The following is a 17,573-nucleotide window of genomic DNA, read 5'->3' as shown; positions in this document are numbered from 1 at the left end:
GGCTCTCGTCAGTCCCATCGGAAGGTCCGTGACACCAGGTAGCCCAGCAGGCCGGCCCACAACGCCAGGGACAGCGCGGCGGCCCAGGGCACGACGCCTTCCAGCGTGGAGTTCGCCAGCCCGTTGGCCAGCGCAGCACTCGGCAGCAGCCGTACTACGCCCTGCATGCCCTCGGGGTACTCCTCGACGGGAGTCATGATCGCGCCGCCGACCAGCAGCACCAGGTACAGGAGATTGGCGGCAGCCAGAGTCGCCTCAGCGCGCAGTACGCCGGCCATCAGCAACCCGAGTGACGCGAAGGCCGCAGTACCGCAGAGAACCATCAGCAGTACGCCGAAGACCGCAGCAGCCCCGCCGACCGGCTTCCAGCCGAGCGCGAACCCAGCAACGATCAGCACAGCGAGCTGGATCACCTGGATCGCCAGCACCGCCCCGATCTTCCCGGCCAACAGCCCGGTCCGCGACAGGGGAGAAGCACCGAGCCGCTTGATCACCCCATACCGACGCTCAAACCCAGTGGCGATAGCCAGCGACGTGAACGAAGAAGACAACACAGCCAGCGCCAGCACCCGCGGTACTGCGAGGTCGACAGCCGGCCCGTCCCCAAGCGGTAACCGATCACCCAGGCCCGTGCCGCCCAACAGGAGCAGGAGACCCAGTGGGATCACCAGGGCCAGCAGCAGTTGCTCCCCGTTGCGCAGCAGCAGACGAAACTCCATCACCGCATGCGAGTAGACCTTCCGCACCAACGGAGCACTCTGCGGATGAGGCGCATACGTGGTCATGAGGCCTCCCGGTCTGGACTGAGGAACGCAGGGAGCGAAGCGACCGGAGAGACGAGGGAAGACCGGGAGGTTAGCCTCATGACCCGCCGAGCCGAAGGCGAGGCCAAAAGCACAGTAATCACTTGCTCCCCCGAGCCGTTAGAGCCAGATAGACATCTTCCAGCGACTTCGCACCGTGTTCAGTCAGTACGTCAGGGCTGCCCGAGGCGATCACCTTGCCGGCTGACACCACATGCACCTGGTCGGACAGCTGCTCCGCCTCGTCCATCGCATGCGTGGTCAACACCACGGTCACGCCGTCGTTGCGCAGATCCCGGATCAACTGCCAGATCTCGCGGCGGCCGTGGGGGTCCAAGCCGGTGGTCGGCTCGTCCAGGAAGACGATCTCCGGGCGACCCACGATCGCCATCGCGAGCGACAACCGCTGCTTCTGCCCGCCCGAGAGCCGCCGGTACGGCGTACGGCCGCACGTCCCGAGGTCGAGTCGGTCGACCAGGGTCGGCAGGTCGAGGGGATGGGCATGGAGCGAGGCGACGTACCGGAGCATCTCCAACGCGCGGACGCCCGACCAGGCGCCGCCCTCCTGCAGCATCACGCCGATGCGGGGCATCAGTTCGTCGTGGTCGGCGATCGGGTCGAGGCCGAGGACCCGGACCTGGCCCGAGTCGGGACGCCGGAAGCCTTCGCAGGTCTCCACCGTGGTCGTCTTGCCGGCTCCGTTGGGGCCGAGCACGGACGTGACTGTTCCGCCGGTTACGGTGAGACTGAGGCCGTCGACTGCGGCCTTCTCGCCGTACCGGACGACGAGGTTCTCGATTTCCACCGCGACTGGCACAGCAGCAGCGTAGTAAACGGCTCGGCGTGACGCTGCTCACGGTCACCCCCAGGTGCAGGCGGAGCGGTAAGGGCAGCCTTATTTGAAGGCCCTCCGCATTTAGGTGACACTGATGTTGTGAAAACTCCCGCACAGAGCAGCCGCGTGCCCTCGGGCACCGCTGTGGCGCGGGACGAGTCCACCCGGGACCGGGTCGCCCGCTCGATCCTGACCAACGGGTCGTCCAGCGCCGCGGTGCTGGCCGAGCGACTCGAACTGACCCCGGCGGCGGTCCGCCGGCACCTCGACCACCTGCTCGACGAGGGCCTGGTCGAGAGCCGTGAGGAGCGTGTCTACGGCCCCCGTGGCCGTGGCCGTCCCGCCAAGGTCTTCGTGCTGACCGATGCCGGCCGGCACGCCTTCCACCAGGCCTATGACGACCTCGCCGCGACAGCACTCCGCTTCATCGCGGAGTCCAGTGGCGACGAGGCCGTGGTGGCCTTCGCCCGGCAACGGGTGGCCGAGGTGGAGACCCGGTACCGGGCGCTGCTCGAGCTGGCGCCCGCGGGCAAGGAGGCGGAGGTGCTGGCCCAGGCACTGACCGCGGACGGTTACGCCGCCTCCACGATGCAAGCCGGTGCCGGCGAACAGCTCTGCCAGCACCACTGCCCGGTCGCGCACGTGGCCGCGCAGTTCCCCCAGCTGTGCGAGGCCGAGACCGAGGTGTTCTCGAGACTCCTCGGCCGGCACGTCCAGCGACTGGCCACCATCGCCCACGGCGACGGTGTCTGTACGACGCACATTCCCGGTGCTCCGGCATCGGTTTCCCCTGTTTCCGACGGCGAATCTGCGAGGAATGCACGATGACGCAAACCGCTCACCCCGAGCTCGAAGGGCTCGGCACGTACAAGTTCGGCTGGTCCGACAGTGACGCTGCCGGCTCGATCGCCAAGCGCGGCCTCAGTGCCGACGTGGTGCAGGGCATCTCGACCCTGAAGAACGAGCCGGAGTGGATGCTGGACCTGCGGATGAAGGGCCTGAAGCTCTTCGACCGCAAGCCGATGCCGTCGTGGGGTGCCGACCTGTCCGGGATCGACTTCGACAACATCAAGTACTTCGTCCGCTCCACCGAGAAGCAGGCGACCAGCTGGGACGAGCTGCCGGAGGACATCAAGAACACCTACGACAAGCTCGGCATCCCGGAGGCGGAGAAGCAGCGCCTGGTCGCCGGCGTCGCCGCGCAGTACGAGTCCGAGGTCGTGTACCACCAGATCCGCGAGGACCTGGAGGCCCAGGGCGTGATCTTCCTGGACACCGACACCGGCCTGCGCGAGCACCCGGAGCTGTTCCAGGAGTACTTCGGCTCGGTCATCCCGGTCGGCGACAACAAGTTCGCCGCGCTGAACACGGCGGTCTGGTCCGGCGGCTCGTTCATCTACGTGCCCAAGGGCGTCAAGGTGGACATCCCGCTGCAGGCCTACTTCCGGATCAACACCGAGAACATGGGCCAGTTCGAGCGGACCCTGATCATCGTCGACGAGGACGCCTACGTGCACTACGTCGAGGGCTGCACGGCGCCGATCTACAAGTCGGACTCGCTGCACTCCGCGGTGGTCGAGATCATCGTGAAGAAGGGCGCCCGCTGCCGCTACACGACGATCCAGAACTGGTCGAACAACGTCTACAACCTGGTCACCAAGCGCGCCACCTGCGAAGAGGGCGCGACGATGGAGTGGATCGACGGCAACATCGGTTCCAAGGTGACGATGAAGTACCCGGCCGTGTACCTGATGGGCGAGCACGCCAAGGGCGAGACCCTGTCGGTCGCGTTCGCGGGCGAGGGCCAGCACCAGGACGCCGGCTCCAAGATGGTGCACAACGCGCCGTACACCTCCAGCTCGATCGTGTCGAAGTCGGTGGCCCGCGGTGGCGGCCGGACGTCGTACCGGGGTCTGGTCGAGGTGGCGCCGGGTGCGCACCACAGCAAGTCCACGGTGCGCTGTGACGCGCTGCTGGTCGACACCATCAGCCGTTCGGACACCTACCCGTACGTCGACGTCCGCGAGGACGACGTGGCGATGGGGCACGAGGCGACCGTGTCCAAGGTCAGCGACGACCAGCTCTTCTACCTGATGAGCCGGGGGATGGCCGAGGACGAGGCGATGGCGATGATCGTCCGCGGCTTCATCGAGCCGATCGCCCGCGAGCTCCCGATGGAGTACGCGCTGGAACTGAACCGACTGATCGAGCTGCAGATGGAAGGGGCCGTCGGCTGATGTCAGCCACCGAAACCCTGGTTGCGACCGGTAACCAGGCGCACTCCCACGGGCCGGGTTCGCCGGTGCCGTTGCAGGCCCGGAGCGAGCGGACGACGTCGTACGACGTCGCCGACTTCCCGGTGCCCAACGGCCGTGAAGAGGAGTGGCGCTTTACGCCGGTCAAGGCCCTCAAGGCGCTGTTCGCCGACGAGGCCGGCACCGAGACCCCGAAGATCGACGCGCACGGCCCCGACGGCGTCGTGATCGAGAGCATCGCCGTGGACGCCGTCAAGGCGCTCACCCCGCAGGACCGGATCGCCGCTGTCGCGTGGACCCACGCGGGTGCCGCGACGGCCGTCCGGATCCCGGTCGAGGCTGAGCTGACCGAGGCGGTGCACGTGAACGTCGCGAGCCTGGGCGGCCGTGGTTACGGTCACCTGGTGATCGAGGCCGGCCGGCACAGCCGCGCGACCGTGATCATCGACCACACCGGCTCCGGCGAGTACGGCGCCAACGTCGAGATCGTCGTCGGTGACGGCGCCGAGCTGCGCGTGGTGTCGATCCAGCAGGGCGACAACGAGTCGATCCACGTCGGTCAGCACGACGCCGTGATCGGCCGCGACGCCAAGCTGAACCACGTCGCGGTCACTCTCGGCGGCAAGATCGTCCGGCTGTCCACCAACGTCCGGTACGCCGGTCCGGGTGGCGACGCCGAACTGCTCGGCGTGTACTTCGCCGAGTCGGGGCAGCACCACGAGAACCGGCTGTTCGTCGACCACGAGGCGATCAACTGCAAGTCCAACGTGCTCTACAAGGGCGCGCTGGCCGGGGACCACGCCCGCTCGGTGTGGATCGGCGACGTGCTGATCCGGGCCGCGGCGGAGGGCACCAACACCTTCGAGCTGAACCGGAACCTGGTGCTCACCGACGGCGCCCGCGCCGACTCGGTGCCGAACCTGGAGATCGAGACCGGCGAGATCGAGGGCGCCGGGCACGCCTCGGCGACCGGCCGGTTCGACGACGAGCAGCTGTTCTACCTGCAGGCCCGCGGGATCCCCGAGGACGAGGCACGGCGTCTGGTGGTGTCCGGCTTCTTCAACGACATCATCGGCCGGATCGGCGTCGCCGAGGTCACCGAGCACCTGCACGACGTGATCGAGCAGAAGCTGGCCCGGACGGCAGAGCTGAGCGCCGCGGCGGCCAAGGCCTAGGCATGAGCGACTCGTTCGAACGCGCTTGCGCTGTCGCCGACGTCCCCGACGAAGGCGTCGTCGCCACCGAGGTCGGTGGCGTCGAGGTCGCGGTGGTGAAAAGCGAAGGCCAGTACTTCGCCGTCCGCGACGAGTGCTCGCACGCGCAGATCCAGCTGTCCGAGGGCGACGTCGGCAACTGCGAGATCGAGTGCTGGCTGCACGGCTCCCGGTTCGACCTGCGCACCGGCGAGCCGACCAGCCTGCCGGCCTACGACCCGGTGCCGGTCTACCCGGTCCGGGTCGACGGCGCCGATCTGCTGGTCGACGTCAAGAACCCCCTCAACCAGGCTTCCTAGTAAAGACGGAGATAGAAGAAACTCATGGCGACACTCGAGATCAGCGACCTGCATGTGTCGGTCGACACCGAGAACGGCCCGAAGGAGATCCTGCGCGGCGTCGACCTGACCATTGCTGCCGGTCAGACGCACGCGATCATGGGCCCGAACGGTTCCGGCAAGTCCACGCTGGCGTACTCGATCGCCGGCCACCCGAAGTACAACGTCACCAGCGGCACCGTGACGCTCGACGGCGAGGACGTGCTCGCCATGGCCGTCGACGAGCGCGCCCGGGCCGGCCTGTTCCTGGCCATGCAGTACCCGGTCGAGGTCCCCGGCGTGTCGGTGTCGAACTTCCTGCGCACCGCCAAGACCGCGATCGACGGCGAGGCGCCGAAGCTGCGCACCTGGGTCAAGGACGTCAACAAGGCGCTGTCCGACCTGGACATGGACGCCGACTTCGGTCAGCGCAACGTCAACGAGGGCTTCTCCGGGGGTGAGAAGAAGCGGCACGAGATCGTCCAGCTGGAGCTGCTGAACCCGAAGATCGCGATCCTCGACGAGACCGACTCCGGCCTCGACATCGACGCGCTGAAGATCGTCTCCACTGGCGTCAACCGGTTCGCCGAGCAGGGCGACAAGGGTGTTCTGCTGATCACCCACTACACCCGGATCCTGCGCTACATCAAGCCGGACTTCGTGCACGTGTTCGTCGACGGCAAGGTCGCCGAAGAGGGTGGCCCGGAGCTGGCCGACGAGCTCGAGGCCAACGGCTACGAGCGCTTCCTCAAGACAGGCGCCAAGGCATGACGGACGCCCGGACCTTCAGCAGTCCGCTGGACCTGAACTCGGTCCGGGCGGACTTCCCGATCCTCGCGCGGGAGCTGGCGAACGGCTTCCCGCTGGTCTACCTGGACTCGGCGAACTCCTCGCAGAAGCCGGTCCAGGTGGTCGACGCGCTGCGTGACCACTACCTGCTGCACAACGCCAACGTGGCTCGCGCCATGCACCAGCTCGGTGCGGAGGCGACCGCGGCGTACGAGGGTGGCCGGGACAAGGTCGCGGCCTTCATCGGCGCGCAGAACCGGGACGAGATCGTCTTCACCAAGAACGCCTCCGAGGCGCTCAACCTGGCCGCGCACACGCTCGGCGCGGCGCTGAAGCCGGGGGACGAGGTGGTGATCTCCGAGATGGAGCACCACAGCAACATCGTCCCGTGGCAGCTCGCCTGCGAGCGGACCGGCGCCACCCTGCGCTGGTTCGGCGTGACCGATGAGGGCCGGCTCGACCTGTCGGCCATCGACGACCTGATCACCGAGCGGACCAAGATCGTCTCGCTGACCTGGGTCTCGAACGCGCTCGGCACGATCAACCCGATCACCGAGATCGCGACGAAGGCCCACGCCGTCGGTGCGACCGTGGTCGTCGACGCTTCGCAGGCGGTGCCGCAGTTCCCGGTCGACGTCTCGACGCTCGGCGCGGACCTGCTCGCCTTCACCGGCCACAAGGCGGTCGGCCCGACGGGTATCGGCGTGCTCTGGGGCCGGTACGAGCTGCTGGCCGAGCTGCCGCCGTTCCTGGGCGGGGGAGAGATGATCGAGGTCGTCCGGATGACCGGCTCGACCTACGCCCCGCCGCCGGCCCGCTTCGAAGCCGGTACGCCGCCGATCGCGCAGGCGGTCGGTCTCGGTGCCGCGCTGGACTACCTGGCCGGCATCGGGATGGACAAGGTCGCGGCGCACGAGCAGGCCATCACGGCGTACGCGCTGGAAGGGCTGCAGACCGTGCCGGGGCTGAAGATCCTCGGCCCGACCGACATCGCCGACCGCGGTGGCGCGATCAGCTTCGAGCTCGACGGCGTCCACCCGCACGACGTGGCGACCGTGCTGGACACCCGTGGAATAGCGGTACGGGCCGGGCACCACTGTGCGCGGCCGGTGCACGAGCGGTTCGGCGTACAGTCCTCGACGCGGGCGTCCTTCTACCTCTACACGACGCCCGCGGAGATCGACGCGCTGGTCGACGGCCTGGGTTTCGTCCGATCGTTCTTCAAGGTGGCTTGACGTCTTATGCAGCTGGATTCGCTGTACCAGGAGATCATCCTGGACCACTACCGCAGCCCGCACCACGCGGGTCTGGCGGACCCGTACGACGTGGAGGTGCACCACGTGAACCCGTCCTGCGGGGACGAGGTCACCCTCCGCGTCGAGCTCGATGGCGACAAGGTCACCAGCGTGACGCACCACAGCGTCGGCTGCTCGATCAGCCAGGCCGCCACCTCGGTGATGAGTGACCTGGTGATCGGCAAGCCGGTCGCCGAGGGCATGGCGACGTACGAGAAGTTCCTGGAACTGATGCAGGGCCGCGGGAATGTCGAACCGGACGAAGAGGTTCTGGAAGACGGCGTCGCCTTCGCGGGTGTCGCGCAGTTCCCGGCCCGGGTGAAATGCGCACTGCTGGGCTGGTCGGCTTGGCGCGACGCCACCGCCCAAGCGCTAGCCAAGAAAGAAGGAGCCAGCAATGTCTGACCAGACCGACGAGAAGATCGAGCTGCCCGAGGTCGACCTCGACGCAGCCAACAAGCCGGCTGGTACCACGACAGTCGCCGTCGAGGACGTGACCGAGGCGCTCAAGGACGTCGTCGACCCCGAGCTCGGCATCAACGTGGTCGACCTCGGCCTGATCTACGGCGTGACCGTGGACGACAGCAACACCGCGATCATCGACATGACCCTGACGTCCGCGGCCTGTCCGCTGACCGACGTGATCGAGGACCAGACCCGGATGTCCCTGGACGGCCTGGTCAACGACTTCCGGATCAACTGGGTCTGGATGCCGCCGTGGGGCCCGGAGAAGATCACCGACGACGGCCGCGACCAGCTGCGCGCCCTGGGCTTCAACGTCTGAGCCCGCTGTACTGCGAAGCCCGGGTCAGGTGGCCCGGGCTTCCGCATGTCCTCTGCCGACCTGCGATGGGCTAGCGTCGGCGGGGTGACCCGCTTTGTGTCTGTTGCGCCTGAGCGTCTTGAGCGTTGGCTGGCCGGTTTCGGCGAGCGGCATGGGAGTACGTCGTACGACGTGACGCCGAGCCGGGTGACGGTCGAGGCCGAGGACGGGTCGCGGGCCGAGATCGACGTACCGTTCGGGCCCTTGGAGGAGCTCACGCCGGACGGGCTGGTCGCGCACGTGCTGGTCGAGCGACGGTTGGGACTTCTGCTCGTACGTCGTGGTGGCTATGGCGCGGGTGTCTTCGAGGGCACCAAGCTGGTGAGCTCGAAGGTCGGGTCCCGGCACGTGCAGGGGACGACCAAAGCCGGTGGCTGGTCGCAGCAGCGGTTCGCCCGCCGGCGGGACAATCAGGCGCGGGAGGCGTTCGCGGCGGCGACCGAGGTCGCCGTACGGATCCTGGCGCCGGCCAGGCTCGACGTGCTCGTCTGTGGGGGAGACCGCAAGGCCATCGACACCGTGCTCGAAGACCCCCGGCTGAAGGCCATCAGGCCGCTGGTCCGCCCACCCTTTCTCGGCGTGGCCGATCCCAAGCAGAAGGTGCTGGAGCAGGCCGGTGTGGATGCCCGCGCGATCCGCATCGAGCTCACCGACCCGCCCGCGTCAGACTGACGGGCCGTCAGACTGCCGGGCCGTACAGGGCGCGGAAGTCGTCGAGCGTGCCGCGGTAGTGCTCCAGGTCGTCGATCAGCTTCGAGCGGTAGACCAGCTCCGGGCTCTGCGCGACTGCCCGCTTGCCCATCTCGGACCAGATCGCTTCGGCCGGCACCACCTCCGCGCCCTCCGGCAGGAACTTCAGCGCTTCACCGACCGCCTCCGCGGCGAACTCCCAGTTGAGCTCGACCGTCGTCCGGTCCTGGTCCGGGCCGCCGGTGTAGGCCATGTCGGCCGTCAGCGCGCGGCGCGCGTAGATCGCGGCCACCAGGGCCCACTGGGCCGCGTCGACCAGTTCGGAGACGCCGAGGCCGAAGCGGGCGCCGATCTTCCGGGCCGCGTCCTCCGACACGTACGGCACGGTGATCTCGCCCGCGGTCGTGGTGATCGTCCAGGCGTCCTGGCCCTCGACCACGTTCGGGCCGGGCACGATCGGCGCGGGCTCGGTGGCCGGCAGGTTGTCGTCGGCAACGGTCGTCACGCTCACGTAGACCTGCACCTCGGCGAGGGTCCTTGCGGTCAGCATCGGTTATTTCGCTCCTGTTTCTCGGACGAGTTCGTGGTACGTGTCGCGGACCACCAGCAGGCGGTCAAGGCGGAACCTACCCGGCTCGGCCTCGAACACACCGCGGCCCTGCGGGGTCCAGAACTCGTCCGCCGGTACTTCGTCCTGTCCCGGCGGGACGAACTTGATGACTTCCTCGACCGCCGCCCGGGCAATGGAGAGCGCCGGCCCGGCCTCGACCGGATCCACCGGCACGTTGGAGGCCACCTGGTCGGCCACCGCCAGCCATTGTCCGGCGTCGAGCAGTTCCGACGGCTCGCTGCCGCCGAAGGTCGGCCACGAGCCGGCCGGAGTCTCCTTCGCCGGAAGACCGAACAGGTACTCGCGCTCGGCCCCGCAACCGGGACAGACCGCGGCGTAGCTGATCGTCAGCTCGCCGTCGATCTCCACCAGGGCGTGTTCCCACGGAGCCTCGGTGGAACCGCAGTCCGGGCAGGGCTGCAGTTCGAGGTAGAGGAGTGCCTCGTCCCTCGTACGCGCGACCGCGAACGCCATACCGTCCCTCTCGTCGTTTCGGACCATCATGCCTGTCGGTGTGTCACTGACCGGCCAGCGAAGGGCCCTGGCCGCCGTGGCCACCGGCGCTGATCGTCCGGGCGGCCGAGGCGCCGCCGGTTGGTTGGCGGGCACCTTGCCCTGCTTTCGCGGTCAGGTGCTGCGCGGCCGTCGAGTAGTCCAGGCCCTTGAGAATCGAGATCGGGATGCCCTTGTCCACGAGCTCCTTGGCCACCCGGGCGTTGAACGACTCCGACCGCGGGGTGGTGTTGTAGACCTCGCGCAGGTCGACCAGGCCCTCCGACATCCGCGCGATGCTGGGGTGCAGCTTGCCGAACGCTTCCGCGTAGCCGCTGCCGTCGCCGACCTCGGTCAGTGTCCCGTCGCTGAGCGCCTGGTACGTCCGCTCCGTCCCGCTGGCCTCCTTCATCGCCAGGACCACGGTGCGATTCTCGGCGACCGCCTTCCGCATCGCCGTCACGAGCGGCTGGTAGGGGTGGTACCCGACGTTGCCCTTCTCATCCGCGCTGTACTCCGTCGCGTGCTCGACCTTGCCCAGCTTGCGCGGCGCCGGCTCCAGCAGCGGGTCGGCCGTCGCCCCGGACTCGAGTTGCCGCAGTCCGTCCAGATAGGAGTGCTGCAGCATCTTCAGGTAGTAGACGGCCTGGGCCTGCTCGGGCAGTTCCTCGGAGTTCTTCACCTTCGGCAGGCCCGAGCCGTTGTCGGACACCTCGTGAACCGTGACGTTGTAGACCATCGGCGCCACGACCGTGGCCAGGTTTCCTTCGTGGAAGCGGCTGGTCTCCAGCCGGGTGGCGCGCGAGTCGGAGGTCTGCTCCTTGACCTGCCCAGTCACCGAGGCACCGGCGTTGACCAGACCTCCGCCGGCGCCGCCGCTGCCGGTCACCGGCAGATGGTTCGAGGTCGTGGTGATGCCACTGCTTCGCTGGCTACGCCAGACCTGGCCGCTCTGGCCACCAGTCAGCGGTGTGTCCTGCAGTTCCCAGCCGACCGGCCTGGCCTTCACCACGACGACGAACTTGGTGTTGCTGTTGCCCCGGCCGGGCATCGGCGTGAGTTCGAGGCCGCGATCGCTGGTCAGATCCTTGAGCGACGCGCGCAAAGCGGTCGGCGAGAGCGCGCTCTCCAGCGCGACGTCGTTCACCAGCATCGCCGCCTCGCCCATGCCCTTGTGGGCGACCAGGTGGCCCCTGATCTGCTGGTGCAGTTGGTCGGCCGCGGGTTGGCCTTCGCCGTAGGGGACCACCTCCTCCGCCGTGGCGTCCTCAGGGACCCGGAGGGTTCGATGATCGGGCACCGGCTTTTCCGGTACCGCGAGCGTCTGCGCGCTCTGCTCCGCACTCTTGGTCGCGGCCGGCTTGAGCAGTGGGCGCGGCACCATCAGGGTGAAGCGGGCGCGGATCTCCTCCGGGGTGGCGTGGACGGTCTGGTCGGCAGGCAAGGTCTGGTTGAGTCGCCACCGGATGCCGGCCGTGGTGGCGGCGCCGGCGCCGCTGACCCGCGACACCTGGACTTCGAAGACGCCGTCCCGCTCGACCTCGGCCGGGTCGAAGTGACCGGTCCGGTCCAGGTGGACGTTCAAGGTCTCGTCCTTGGCGCTGACAGCGCGGCTCCGTCCGGTGCCGACGCTGCCGGAACCGGTCGTCTCGCCCGACCCCTTCAGCTCCAACCCGGCGGAGTGGTCCGTGTTGTGGCCGCGCGATGCGCCCTTTCCCTTGAACTTGTACTTCTGCTTCAGCCCGATCGCGTCGACCTTGGGGACGTCCGTCGTACCGTCTTCCTTGGTGATCTGCGGCGTCCCGTCGACCTGGATCGGACCGTCGAACCGGGATTTGACCCGGACGAAGATGAGGTCGGGCTGGGCCTGGCCGGGGACCGGTACTTCGATGTCGGCGACGTAGCCGCGGACGCCGAACATCTCACCGACGTGCCCCTGCCAGGCATCGTTGCCGAGATCCTTGGTCAGCGAGTCGGCCAGCAACGGGTTCGCTGCCAGCAGGCCGGGCGCGATCTCCTCCACCTGGCGCCTGGTCGGGGTGAGCAGGTCGAGGTTCCCGCCCGGCCGGCCGGCCGGGCTGACGTCCTCCAACTGCGCCGAGGCAAGCCCGGTGTCGTACTGCGGCGGCATCTCCATGTCGATGGGCTGGTTCACGACCTGCTCGACACCGGCGAGCACCTCGTCGAGTTGCTCGTTGGCGGCCACCGCCGCCGGCTCGGTTCCCTTGCTGTGCTCGACGAGCCGCTGGGTCAGCCGTTCGTCGGTGTGCTCGGCCGCCAGGCCGGTGGTGACGCCGGCCTTCTCCTGCTTGTACCGGCGGACGAAGGCGGCAGCGTCCCGCGGGCTGATCTCCAGCTGCCCGGCCAAATACCGCTCGGCCGCATCCGTGACCACCTCGAGCGGCAGGTCGACTTCCCGTCGGCCGTACATCCGCAGCGTGCGCCGCTCGGGCGTCGTCACCTGCACCTTGGCGTCCTGCAACGGGACGCTCCGCACAACGTTGCCCTCGGCATCGACGATGTCGGCGACCATCTTGTACCGGTCGAGGAACTGGTGATGGGTGCCGATGTTGACCAGCAGGTCCTCTTCACCCGTGGTCTGGCTGGTGGTGGTGGACTGCGACGTACCACCGGTCCGCCCGCCGTTCACGCCGCCGGAGACCGCCGAGCCGTCGGCCTGGGTCAAGCCACCGCCGAGCCCGCCCGAGGCCGACCGGCCGGAAGTGAAACTGGTGTCCCTCATGGTGAGGTTGATGTCGCCGGAGTTCTCCTGGGTGGCGGTGACGAACACCCGGTCGATCGCCTCGCCCCGGACCACCACGGTGAGTCCCTGCGGCAGCACCCTGCCCTGCTGGATCGCCTCGACCGGATTGCCGGCCGGTGGGACGATCGTCAACGGCAACCGGTACTCGCCGTTCATCCACTCCTTGTGGGCGACCATGCTGTCCGGCCCGAGCATCGCGTGCAGATCGAGATAGGTGTTCGAGCCGAGCTCGATCGCGTCGACGGCCGAGGTGATCCGGTCGACCGGGTTGCCGGGGTCGACGTGGACCGGGATCGAGTGCTTCACGGCCGTCGCGCTCGGCGCCTTGCGCGGGCCGGTGTGGTCGGGCGCGGCGGCCCGGGACAACGCGCTGTCGACCAGGATCCGGGCGTTGCCCTTCACGTCGGCGATCGGGGCGGAGTCACCGTTCGCCGTGACCTCGGTGACGACCACCCGGTGTCCGACGCGCAGAATGTCCACCGGCCCGGTGCTCTCGGTCAGCGAGACCCGGTTGACCCGGCGGCCGGCCGACCAGCCGAAGCTGCGACCGATCGCATTTCGGCTGAGCTTGACGCCGATCCGGCCGGCCCAGCCGCGGACGCCTTCGGCCGGCCCGTTGCTGAGGCCGGCTCCGGCCGACAGCGGAACACCCTTCGACCGGCCACCCGACCTGCTGCTGGCGTCGGAGGCGATGCCGAGCCGCACCACGTTGTCCGTCGTACTGGTGCCCTCGCCGTGCACGTCGTCGAAGTCCTGCCGGACGGCGATCCGGAACGTCCGGTACCTCGTCGTCTTCCCGGAGGCCTGATCGACCAGCACCATCGGGATACCGCTCTGGGCGGCCTGGTTGTAGCCGGCTTCCAGGCGTTCGGCCGCGATGTGCTGGACGACCCGGTCGTAGTTGATGAACTGTCCCGCGCGCAGTACCCGGTCGTCCGGCAGGTTCGCGAAGTCGGGCCGGAAGTGCTCGTCGAGCGGCGGCACCAGACCCTTCGCGCTGAGATCGGTCAGGGTGCGCTCCAGCGCCGCGCGATCGCCGGTGAAGTTCTGCACGAGGGCCTGTCCGGCGCCGCGCATCTGGTTCTCTCCGGGCCCGATCGTGGGCGGCAGCGTCTGCTTCCCGGTCGGCGGTTCGGGATCGCCGCGCAGCAGCAGCCGGCCGTACTGGTCCAGCCGCGGCGATCCGTCTGGGTTCTTCAGGACGGCGTTCGCGTCGACGCGCCCGCCGGCCCGGAGCAGGTCGTTCTCGGGAACCCGGAGCCGCGCGTCGACGAAATCCGTCACGACCACCGGCTCGGCCGTGGGGTCGTTGAGCTTGCGCAGGGTGGCCCGGACCCGGAAGCCGACCACGACGCCCTGGGTCGGGCCCTGGTTGCGGTGCACTACGGGGGTGATCGAGGTGGCGCTGACGTTCAGCCCGCCCTGCCGCGAGACGTTGCGGCCGGCCGAGGCGTTCGGCGAGACGTCCATGCTCGTCTCGCCGATGTCACTCAGGGCGGTCGGGCTCGGCAGATAGCCCGGTACGGGCGTGGTGTCCTTCGGGTTACCCGGGAAGGCCAGGCCGACCGAGCCGGTGAGCGAGGAGCCGGAGCCCTGGCTCGCACTCGTTCCGGCGAAGTCGACCTGGACCTCTTCCTGCCACAGGTCCGGGCTGGACTCGCCGCTGAGCTTCGCCGTACTCCAGATCGGCTCCATCTCGAGCTGGACGTGATACTCGGAATCGCCGGCACTGACGATCTGGCGTCCGTAGCCGCCCGGCTGGCTGGTCTGGCGCAGCAGCCGTTTCACGTCCTGGGTGAGCAGGCCGTCGATCTGGCCGTACGCAACCTTGTCGATCGCGCCGAAGCGTTCCCGGCCGGCCGCGACCAGGCGGTCCCGGACCGACGTCAGCCCGTCGATGTCGGTGACGGTGTGCCGGGGGAAAGCCGGGTCGATCTCGTTCTTCCGGCCGAGCTCCGCCAGCGTGACGGTCTTCTCGGCGGGCTTCACGGTGTAGGCGGCGGACACCCAGGTCAGCTGCCGGCCGGCGTCGAAGGTCTCGGCCGGCGACCACGGATCGGTCGCGGACGCGCGGACCTCGATCTCCCAGCGGCCCTGCCAGCCGACCTGCAGCGACTCGCCCCGGTCGTCGTCCACCGCGCCCTGCTTGTCGTGCGTGCTGGAGCCACTGGACCGGCTCGCCGACGAGCCGGACGACACGTCGGCGCGCACCCCGACGACCTGGGACAGCGCGTGCATGGCGCTTCCTGGCGGCGCCATCGCCATCAGCGGCTGCGCGTTCACCCCGAAGCTGACGTTGGTATTCTGTGCGGCCGTGGTGGAGATGCTCTGACCGCCGTCGCCGATCGTGCCCGACATCTGTTCGGCCAGGTCGTAGTCGCGATCGAGATTCTCCCGGACGTCAGTGGCCCGCAGCCGGAGCCGGACCTGAGCCAGGTGGGTGACGTCGGTGTCCGGACCGCCGCCGACGGTGAACTCCATCCCGCCGGGGGACAGCACCTCCCGGTACGCCGCGTCCGGCAGCGGCAGCGGCCCGTCGGTTCCGCCGAGCCGGGCGGAGATGCCGTGCGCGGCGAGCACCCGGTCGATCTCGGTGACCGGAGCCTCGAGCGGCCGGCCGGCCGGAACCCCGGTGTGCAACACGTCCTTGACCGGCAGCGCCTGCTGGTCGGCGGCCTGGTACGCGTCGACCTTGGCGGCCGCATCCCGGGCCAGGGCGGCGATCGCGGTCTGCGGACGGTTCGGATCCGCGATGACGGCGTCGAGCTCGGTCAGCAGGTTCTGCTGGCTGACGAGAGCCTCGCCGGCGGCGATGGCCGCCTGCCGGTAGCCCTCGGCGATCTCGGCGTGGCGAAGAGCCTTCCGGCCGGCGCCGTTGGCTTGAACGTCCAGCAGCCGGGCCCGTTCGGGCGCATTCTTGTCCTTGAGGAGCAGTTCCGCGGCGGCCTCCGAGGAAAGCTTTCCGGCCTCTTCGATCGCCGCGCCGCTGCTGGTCACCTTCGCGGTGGCCAGGGCCTCCTGCGTCCGCACCTCCGCTTCCAGCCCGGCCAGCGTCTGCGCGACCTGCGCACGCAGCGCAGGCGGCGTGTACGGCGCCAGCTCGACCGCTTCGGCGCGGACGGCGATGGCCGCGGCCGTCCCGGCGGCCGTGGCTCCGGGGACGTGAATGGCGTCAGCAGCCCAGGGGAGGGCCGGCGCCGTACCGCCCTTCTTGCGGATCGACGTCGCCAGCGCCTCGATGTCGCGTTCCAGGTCGGCGACACTCTTCGGCCCGGTCGGCCGCCCGTACGCCGCCGTCTGCGCCCGCGCGCGATGCCAGGAGCTGGTGAGGAACTGGTACGACGCGTAGTCGGCGTTCAGGCTCCGGTCGCGCTTCTCGTGGCCGAGCAGTGACCGCAGCTTGCCCTTGAGTCCGGTCGGCTGCCCGGCGTTGGCCGCGTTGAGTTCGTGAGTCAGCTGGCTGAGCTGGTGGACCCACACCTGGGCCAGCTGGTCATCGGCCAGCCGCGGCGACATCCGTATGACGTGGGGGTCGTTCTCGGTGCCTGACCGGAGTTGCCCTTCGGCCGCAGTACCGCGGCTGGTCGGCAGGATCTCCACTCGTACGTGTTGCGGCGTCGAGTTCATGGCCGTGTCGAGCACGGCCAGCTGTGCCTGGGCGTTGATCGTCGGCCTGCTGTTGATCATGCCGCCGAGCTCCGCGCGGCCGAGCCGCTGCAGAGCCGTGAGAGCGGTGACCTCGTCGAGGTCTGGGTCCAGCGCCGGCCGGCCACCGATCCCGGTGACCAGTCCGGAGCCGCGCACCTGCGGTGTCAGGGTCCGTGCGTTCGTCGCTCGCCGGTGCTTGGCACCGACCTGGGAACGATGCCGCCCGGTCCGTGACTGCGGTGCAGCGATCGGCAGCGCAGTACCGGCCGGTGCTGTGGCCGCTTGGGTCTGAGCGTTCAGAAGGTAGGCGTCGCGGCGGATCCGGCGGGTGGCCGAGGCCAGTTCGCCAGGTGTGGCCGACCGGGACTCGTCGGGCATCGCCGCCAGCCGCGCGGCAGCTGTCTCCGACCGCCGGGCCGCGTTCGCGAGGACTCCTCGCAAGGTCGCTTCGGCCTCGGTACGCCGAGTCTGCTGGAGACCGGGGACGTGCAGGAGCCGATCGAGTGCAGCGGTCGCCCCGTCGGCCGGGTCGAGGCCGCGGTTGCGGGCGATCTCGGCACCGACCAGCGCCACCGACTCGGCCAGCAGCCGGTCGTCGCTCGCCTGGTCCGCCGCGCGACGGCTGAGCCGCTCGTCGAGCGAGGCGACGACCTCGGCGGGCAGGACCTCCCGGGCGTCCAGGCGGAAGCTGCCGTCCCGCAGCCGGAGACCGGTCGGCGCGGCGACGCCGAGGGCGATGCCTAAAGCCTCCCGCGCACGCGCCACAGCCTGGTCGCCCTGCGCTGGAGTGCTCATCCGGTGGTCTCCTTCGGCCGGTCGGACGCGGTCCCTTCGATCTTGACGCCCTAAGGGAGCAAGATGCCAAGAATGTGTCGGCAAAGTAACTTCTTGACCACTCCGCGGCAACCATCGAGAGATCACGATCCGTGATCGACGCTGCGGCGGCGGAAAGTAGCTGACCGTGAAAGTAACCGGGTGGTAACTCGGAGAGAACGCGCCGCGGTGAGGCTGGCTGCTATCTGATCCGTCTGCCGCCTC

14 protein-coding genes are annotated in these 17,573 nt (G+C 69.1%); 9 read left to right on the top strand and 5 right to left on the bottom strand.

Translation table 11 applies throughout. From position 1 onward, the window contains the following. Positions 1-8 precede the first annotated feature (8 nt). Positions 9-785 (bottom strand): ABC transporter permease, encoded by a 777-nt coding sequence (locus tag ACQPYM_RS22205; RefSeq protein ID WP_433002859.1) that lies wholly within the window; start codon positions 783-785, stop codon positions 9-11. 118 nt (positions 786-903) lie between these two features. Further along, complete coding sequence (locus ACQPYM_RS22200) at positions 904-1,620, bottom strand: ABC transporter ATP-binding protein (protein ID WP_433002856.1); 717 nt, start codon at positions 1,618-1,620, stop codon at positions 904-906. Positions 1,621-1,737: 117 nt separating this feature from the next. On the opposite strand from ACQPYM_RS22200, the gene ACQPYM_RS22195 reads away from it, so the two are divergent. The 9 genes from ACQPYM_RS22195 (at position 1,738) to ACQPYM_RS22155 (ending at position 9,003) form a co-directional block, all read left to right on the top strand. Then, the gene (locus ACQPYM_RS22195) at positions 1,738-2,466 is read left to right on the top strand and encodes a helix-turn-helix transcriptional regulator (RefSeq protein ID WP_433002853.1); all 729 of its coding nucleotides are present in this window, start codon (positions 1,738-1,740) and stop codon (positions 2,464-2,466) included. Continuing rightward, entirely contained in the window at positions 2,463-3,875 is a 1,413-nt protein-coding gene (sufB, locus tag ACQPYM_RS22190) for a Fe-S cluster assembly protein SufB (protein ID WP_360273441.1), read from the top strand. The genes ACQPYM_RS22195 and sufB overlap by 4 nt, the downstream gene beginning before the upstream one ends. Continuing rightward, positions 3,875-5,068, top strand: a complete 1,194-nt coding sequence (gene sufD, locus ACQPYM_RS22185; RefSeq protein WP_433002849.1) for a Fe-S cluster assembly protein SufD — start codon at positions 3,875-3,877, stop codon at positions 5,066-5,068. Before sufB ends, sufD begins: the two co-directional genes overlap by 1 nt. Positions 5,069-5,070: 2 nt before the next feature. Continuing rightward, positions 5,071-5,406 (top strand): non-heme iron oxygenase ferredoxin subunit, encoded by a 336-nt coding sequence (locus ACQPYM_RS22180; RefSeq protein WP_433002846.1) that lies wholly within the window; start codon positions 5,071-5,073, stop codon positions 5,404-5,406. A gap of 24 nt (positions 5,407-5,430) precedes the next feature. After that, the gene (gene sufC / locus ACQPYM_RS22175) at positions 5,431-6,195 is read left to right on the top strand and encodes a Fe-S cluster assembly ATPase SufC (RefSeq protein ID WP_433002843.1); all 765 of its coding nucleotides are present in this window, start codon (positions 5,431-5,433) and stop codon (positions 6,193-6,195) included. Next, positions 6,192-7,448 carry a cysteine desulfurase gene (locus tag ACQPYM_RS22170; protein WP_433002840.1) on the top strand — a complete coding sequence of 419 codons (1,257 nt, stop codon included), beginning with the start codon at positions 6,192-6,194 and terminating at the stop codon, positions 7,446-7,448. The genes sufC and ACQPYM_RS22170 overlap by 4 nt, the downstream gene beginning before the upstream one ends. Before the next feature lie 6 nt (positions 7,449-7,454). After that, entirely contained in the window at positions 7,455-7,913 is a 459-nt protein-coding gene (gene sufU / locus ACQPYM_RS22165) for a Fe-S cluster assembly sulfur transfer protein SufU (RefSeq protein WP_433002837.1), read from the top strand. Positions 7,914-7,935: 22 nt separating this feature from the next. After that, positions 7,936-8,292, top strand: a complete 357-nt coding sequence (locus tag ACQPYM_RS22160) for a metal-sulfur cluster assembly factor (protein WP_433023355.1) — start codon at positions 7,936-7,938, stop codon at positions 8,290-8,292. A gap of 84 nt (positions 8,293-8,376) precedes the next feature. Continuing rightward, positions 8,377-9,003 (top strand): acVLRF1 family peptidyl-tRNA hydrolase, encoded by a 627-nt coding sequence (locus ACQPYM_RS22155; RefSeq protein WP_433002834.1) that lies wholly within the window; start codon positions 8,377-8,379, stop codon positions 9,001-9,003. A 7-nt stretch (positions 9,004-9,010) separates the two neighbouring features. Here the strand turns inward: ACQPYM_RS22155 and ACQPYM_RS22150 are convergent, their stop codons facing one another. The 3 genes from ACQPYM_RS22150 to ACQPYM_RS22140 are packed head-to-tail and all read right to left on the bottom strand — an operon-like array spanning position 9,011 to position 17,330. Then, the gene (locus ACQPYM_RS22150; RefSeq protein ID WP_433002831.1) at positions 9,011-9,571 is read right to left on the bottom strand and encodes a hypothetical protein; all 561 of its coding nucleotides are present in this window, start codon (positions 9,569-9,571) and stop codon (positions 9,011-9,013) included. Between the two features lie 3 nt (positions 9,572-9,574). Further along, complete coding sequence (locus ACQPYM_RS22145; protein ID WP_433002829.1) at positions 9,575-10,135, bottom strand: hypothetical protein; 561 nt, start codon at positions 10,133-10,135, stop codon at positions 9,575-9,577. 13 nt (positions 10,136-10,148) lie between these two features. After that, positions 10,149-17,330, bottom strand: coding sequence for a hypothetical protein (locus ACQPYM_RS22140; protein ID WP_433002827.1), 7,182 nt, complete (start codon positions 17,328-17,330; stop codon positions 10,149-10,151). Positions 17,331-17,573: the final 243 nt, after the last annotated feature.

The organism is Kribbella sp. CA-294648, assembly GCF_050943845.1.
GTDB lineage: Bacteria > Actinomycetota > Actinomycetes > Propionibacteriales > Kribbellaceae > Kribbella.
Note: the sequence above shows the minus strand (reverse complement) of the source record. Positions and strands in the feature narration are given on the sequence as shown.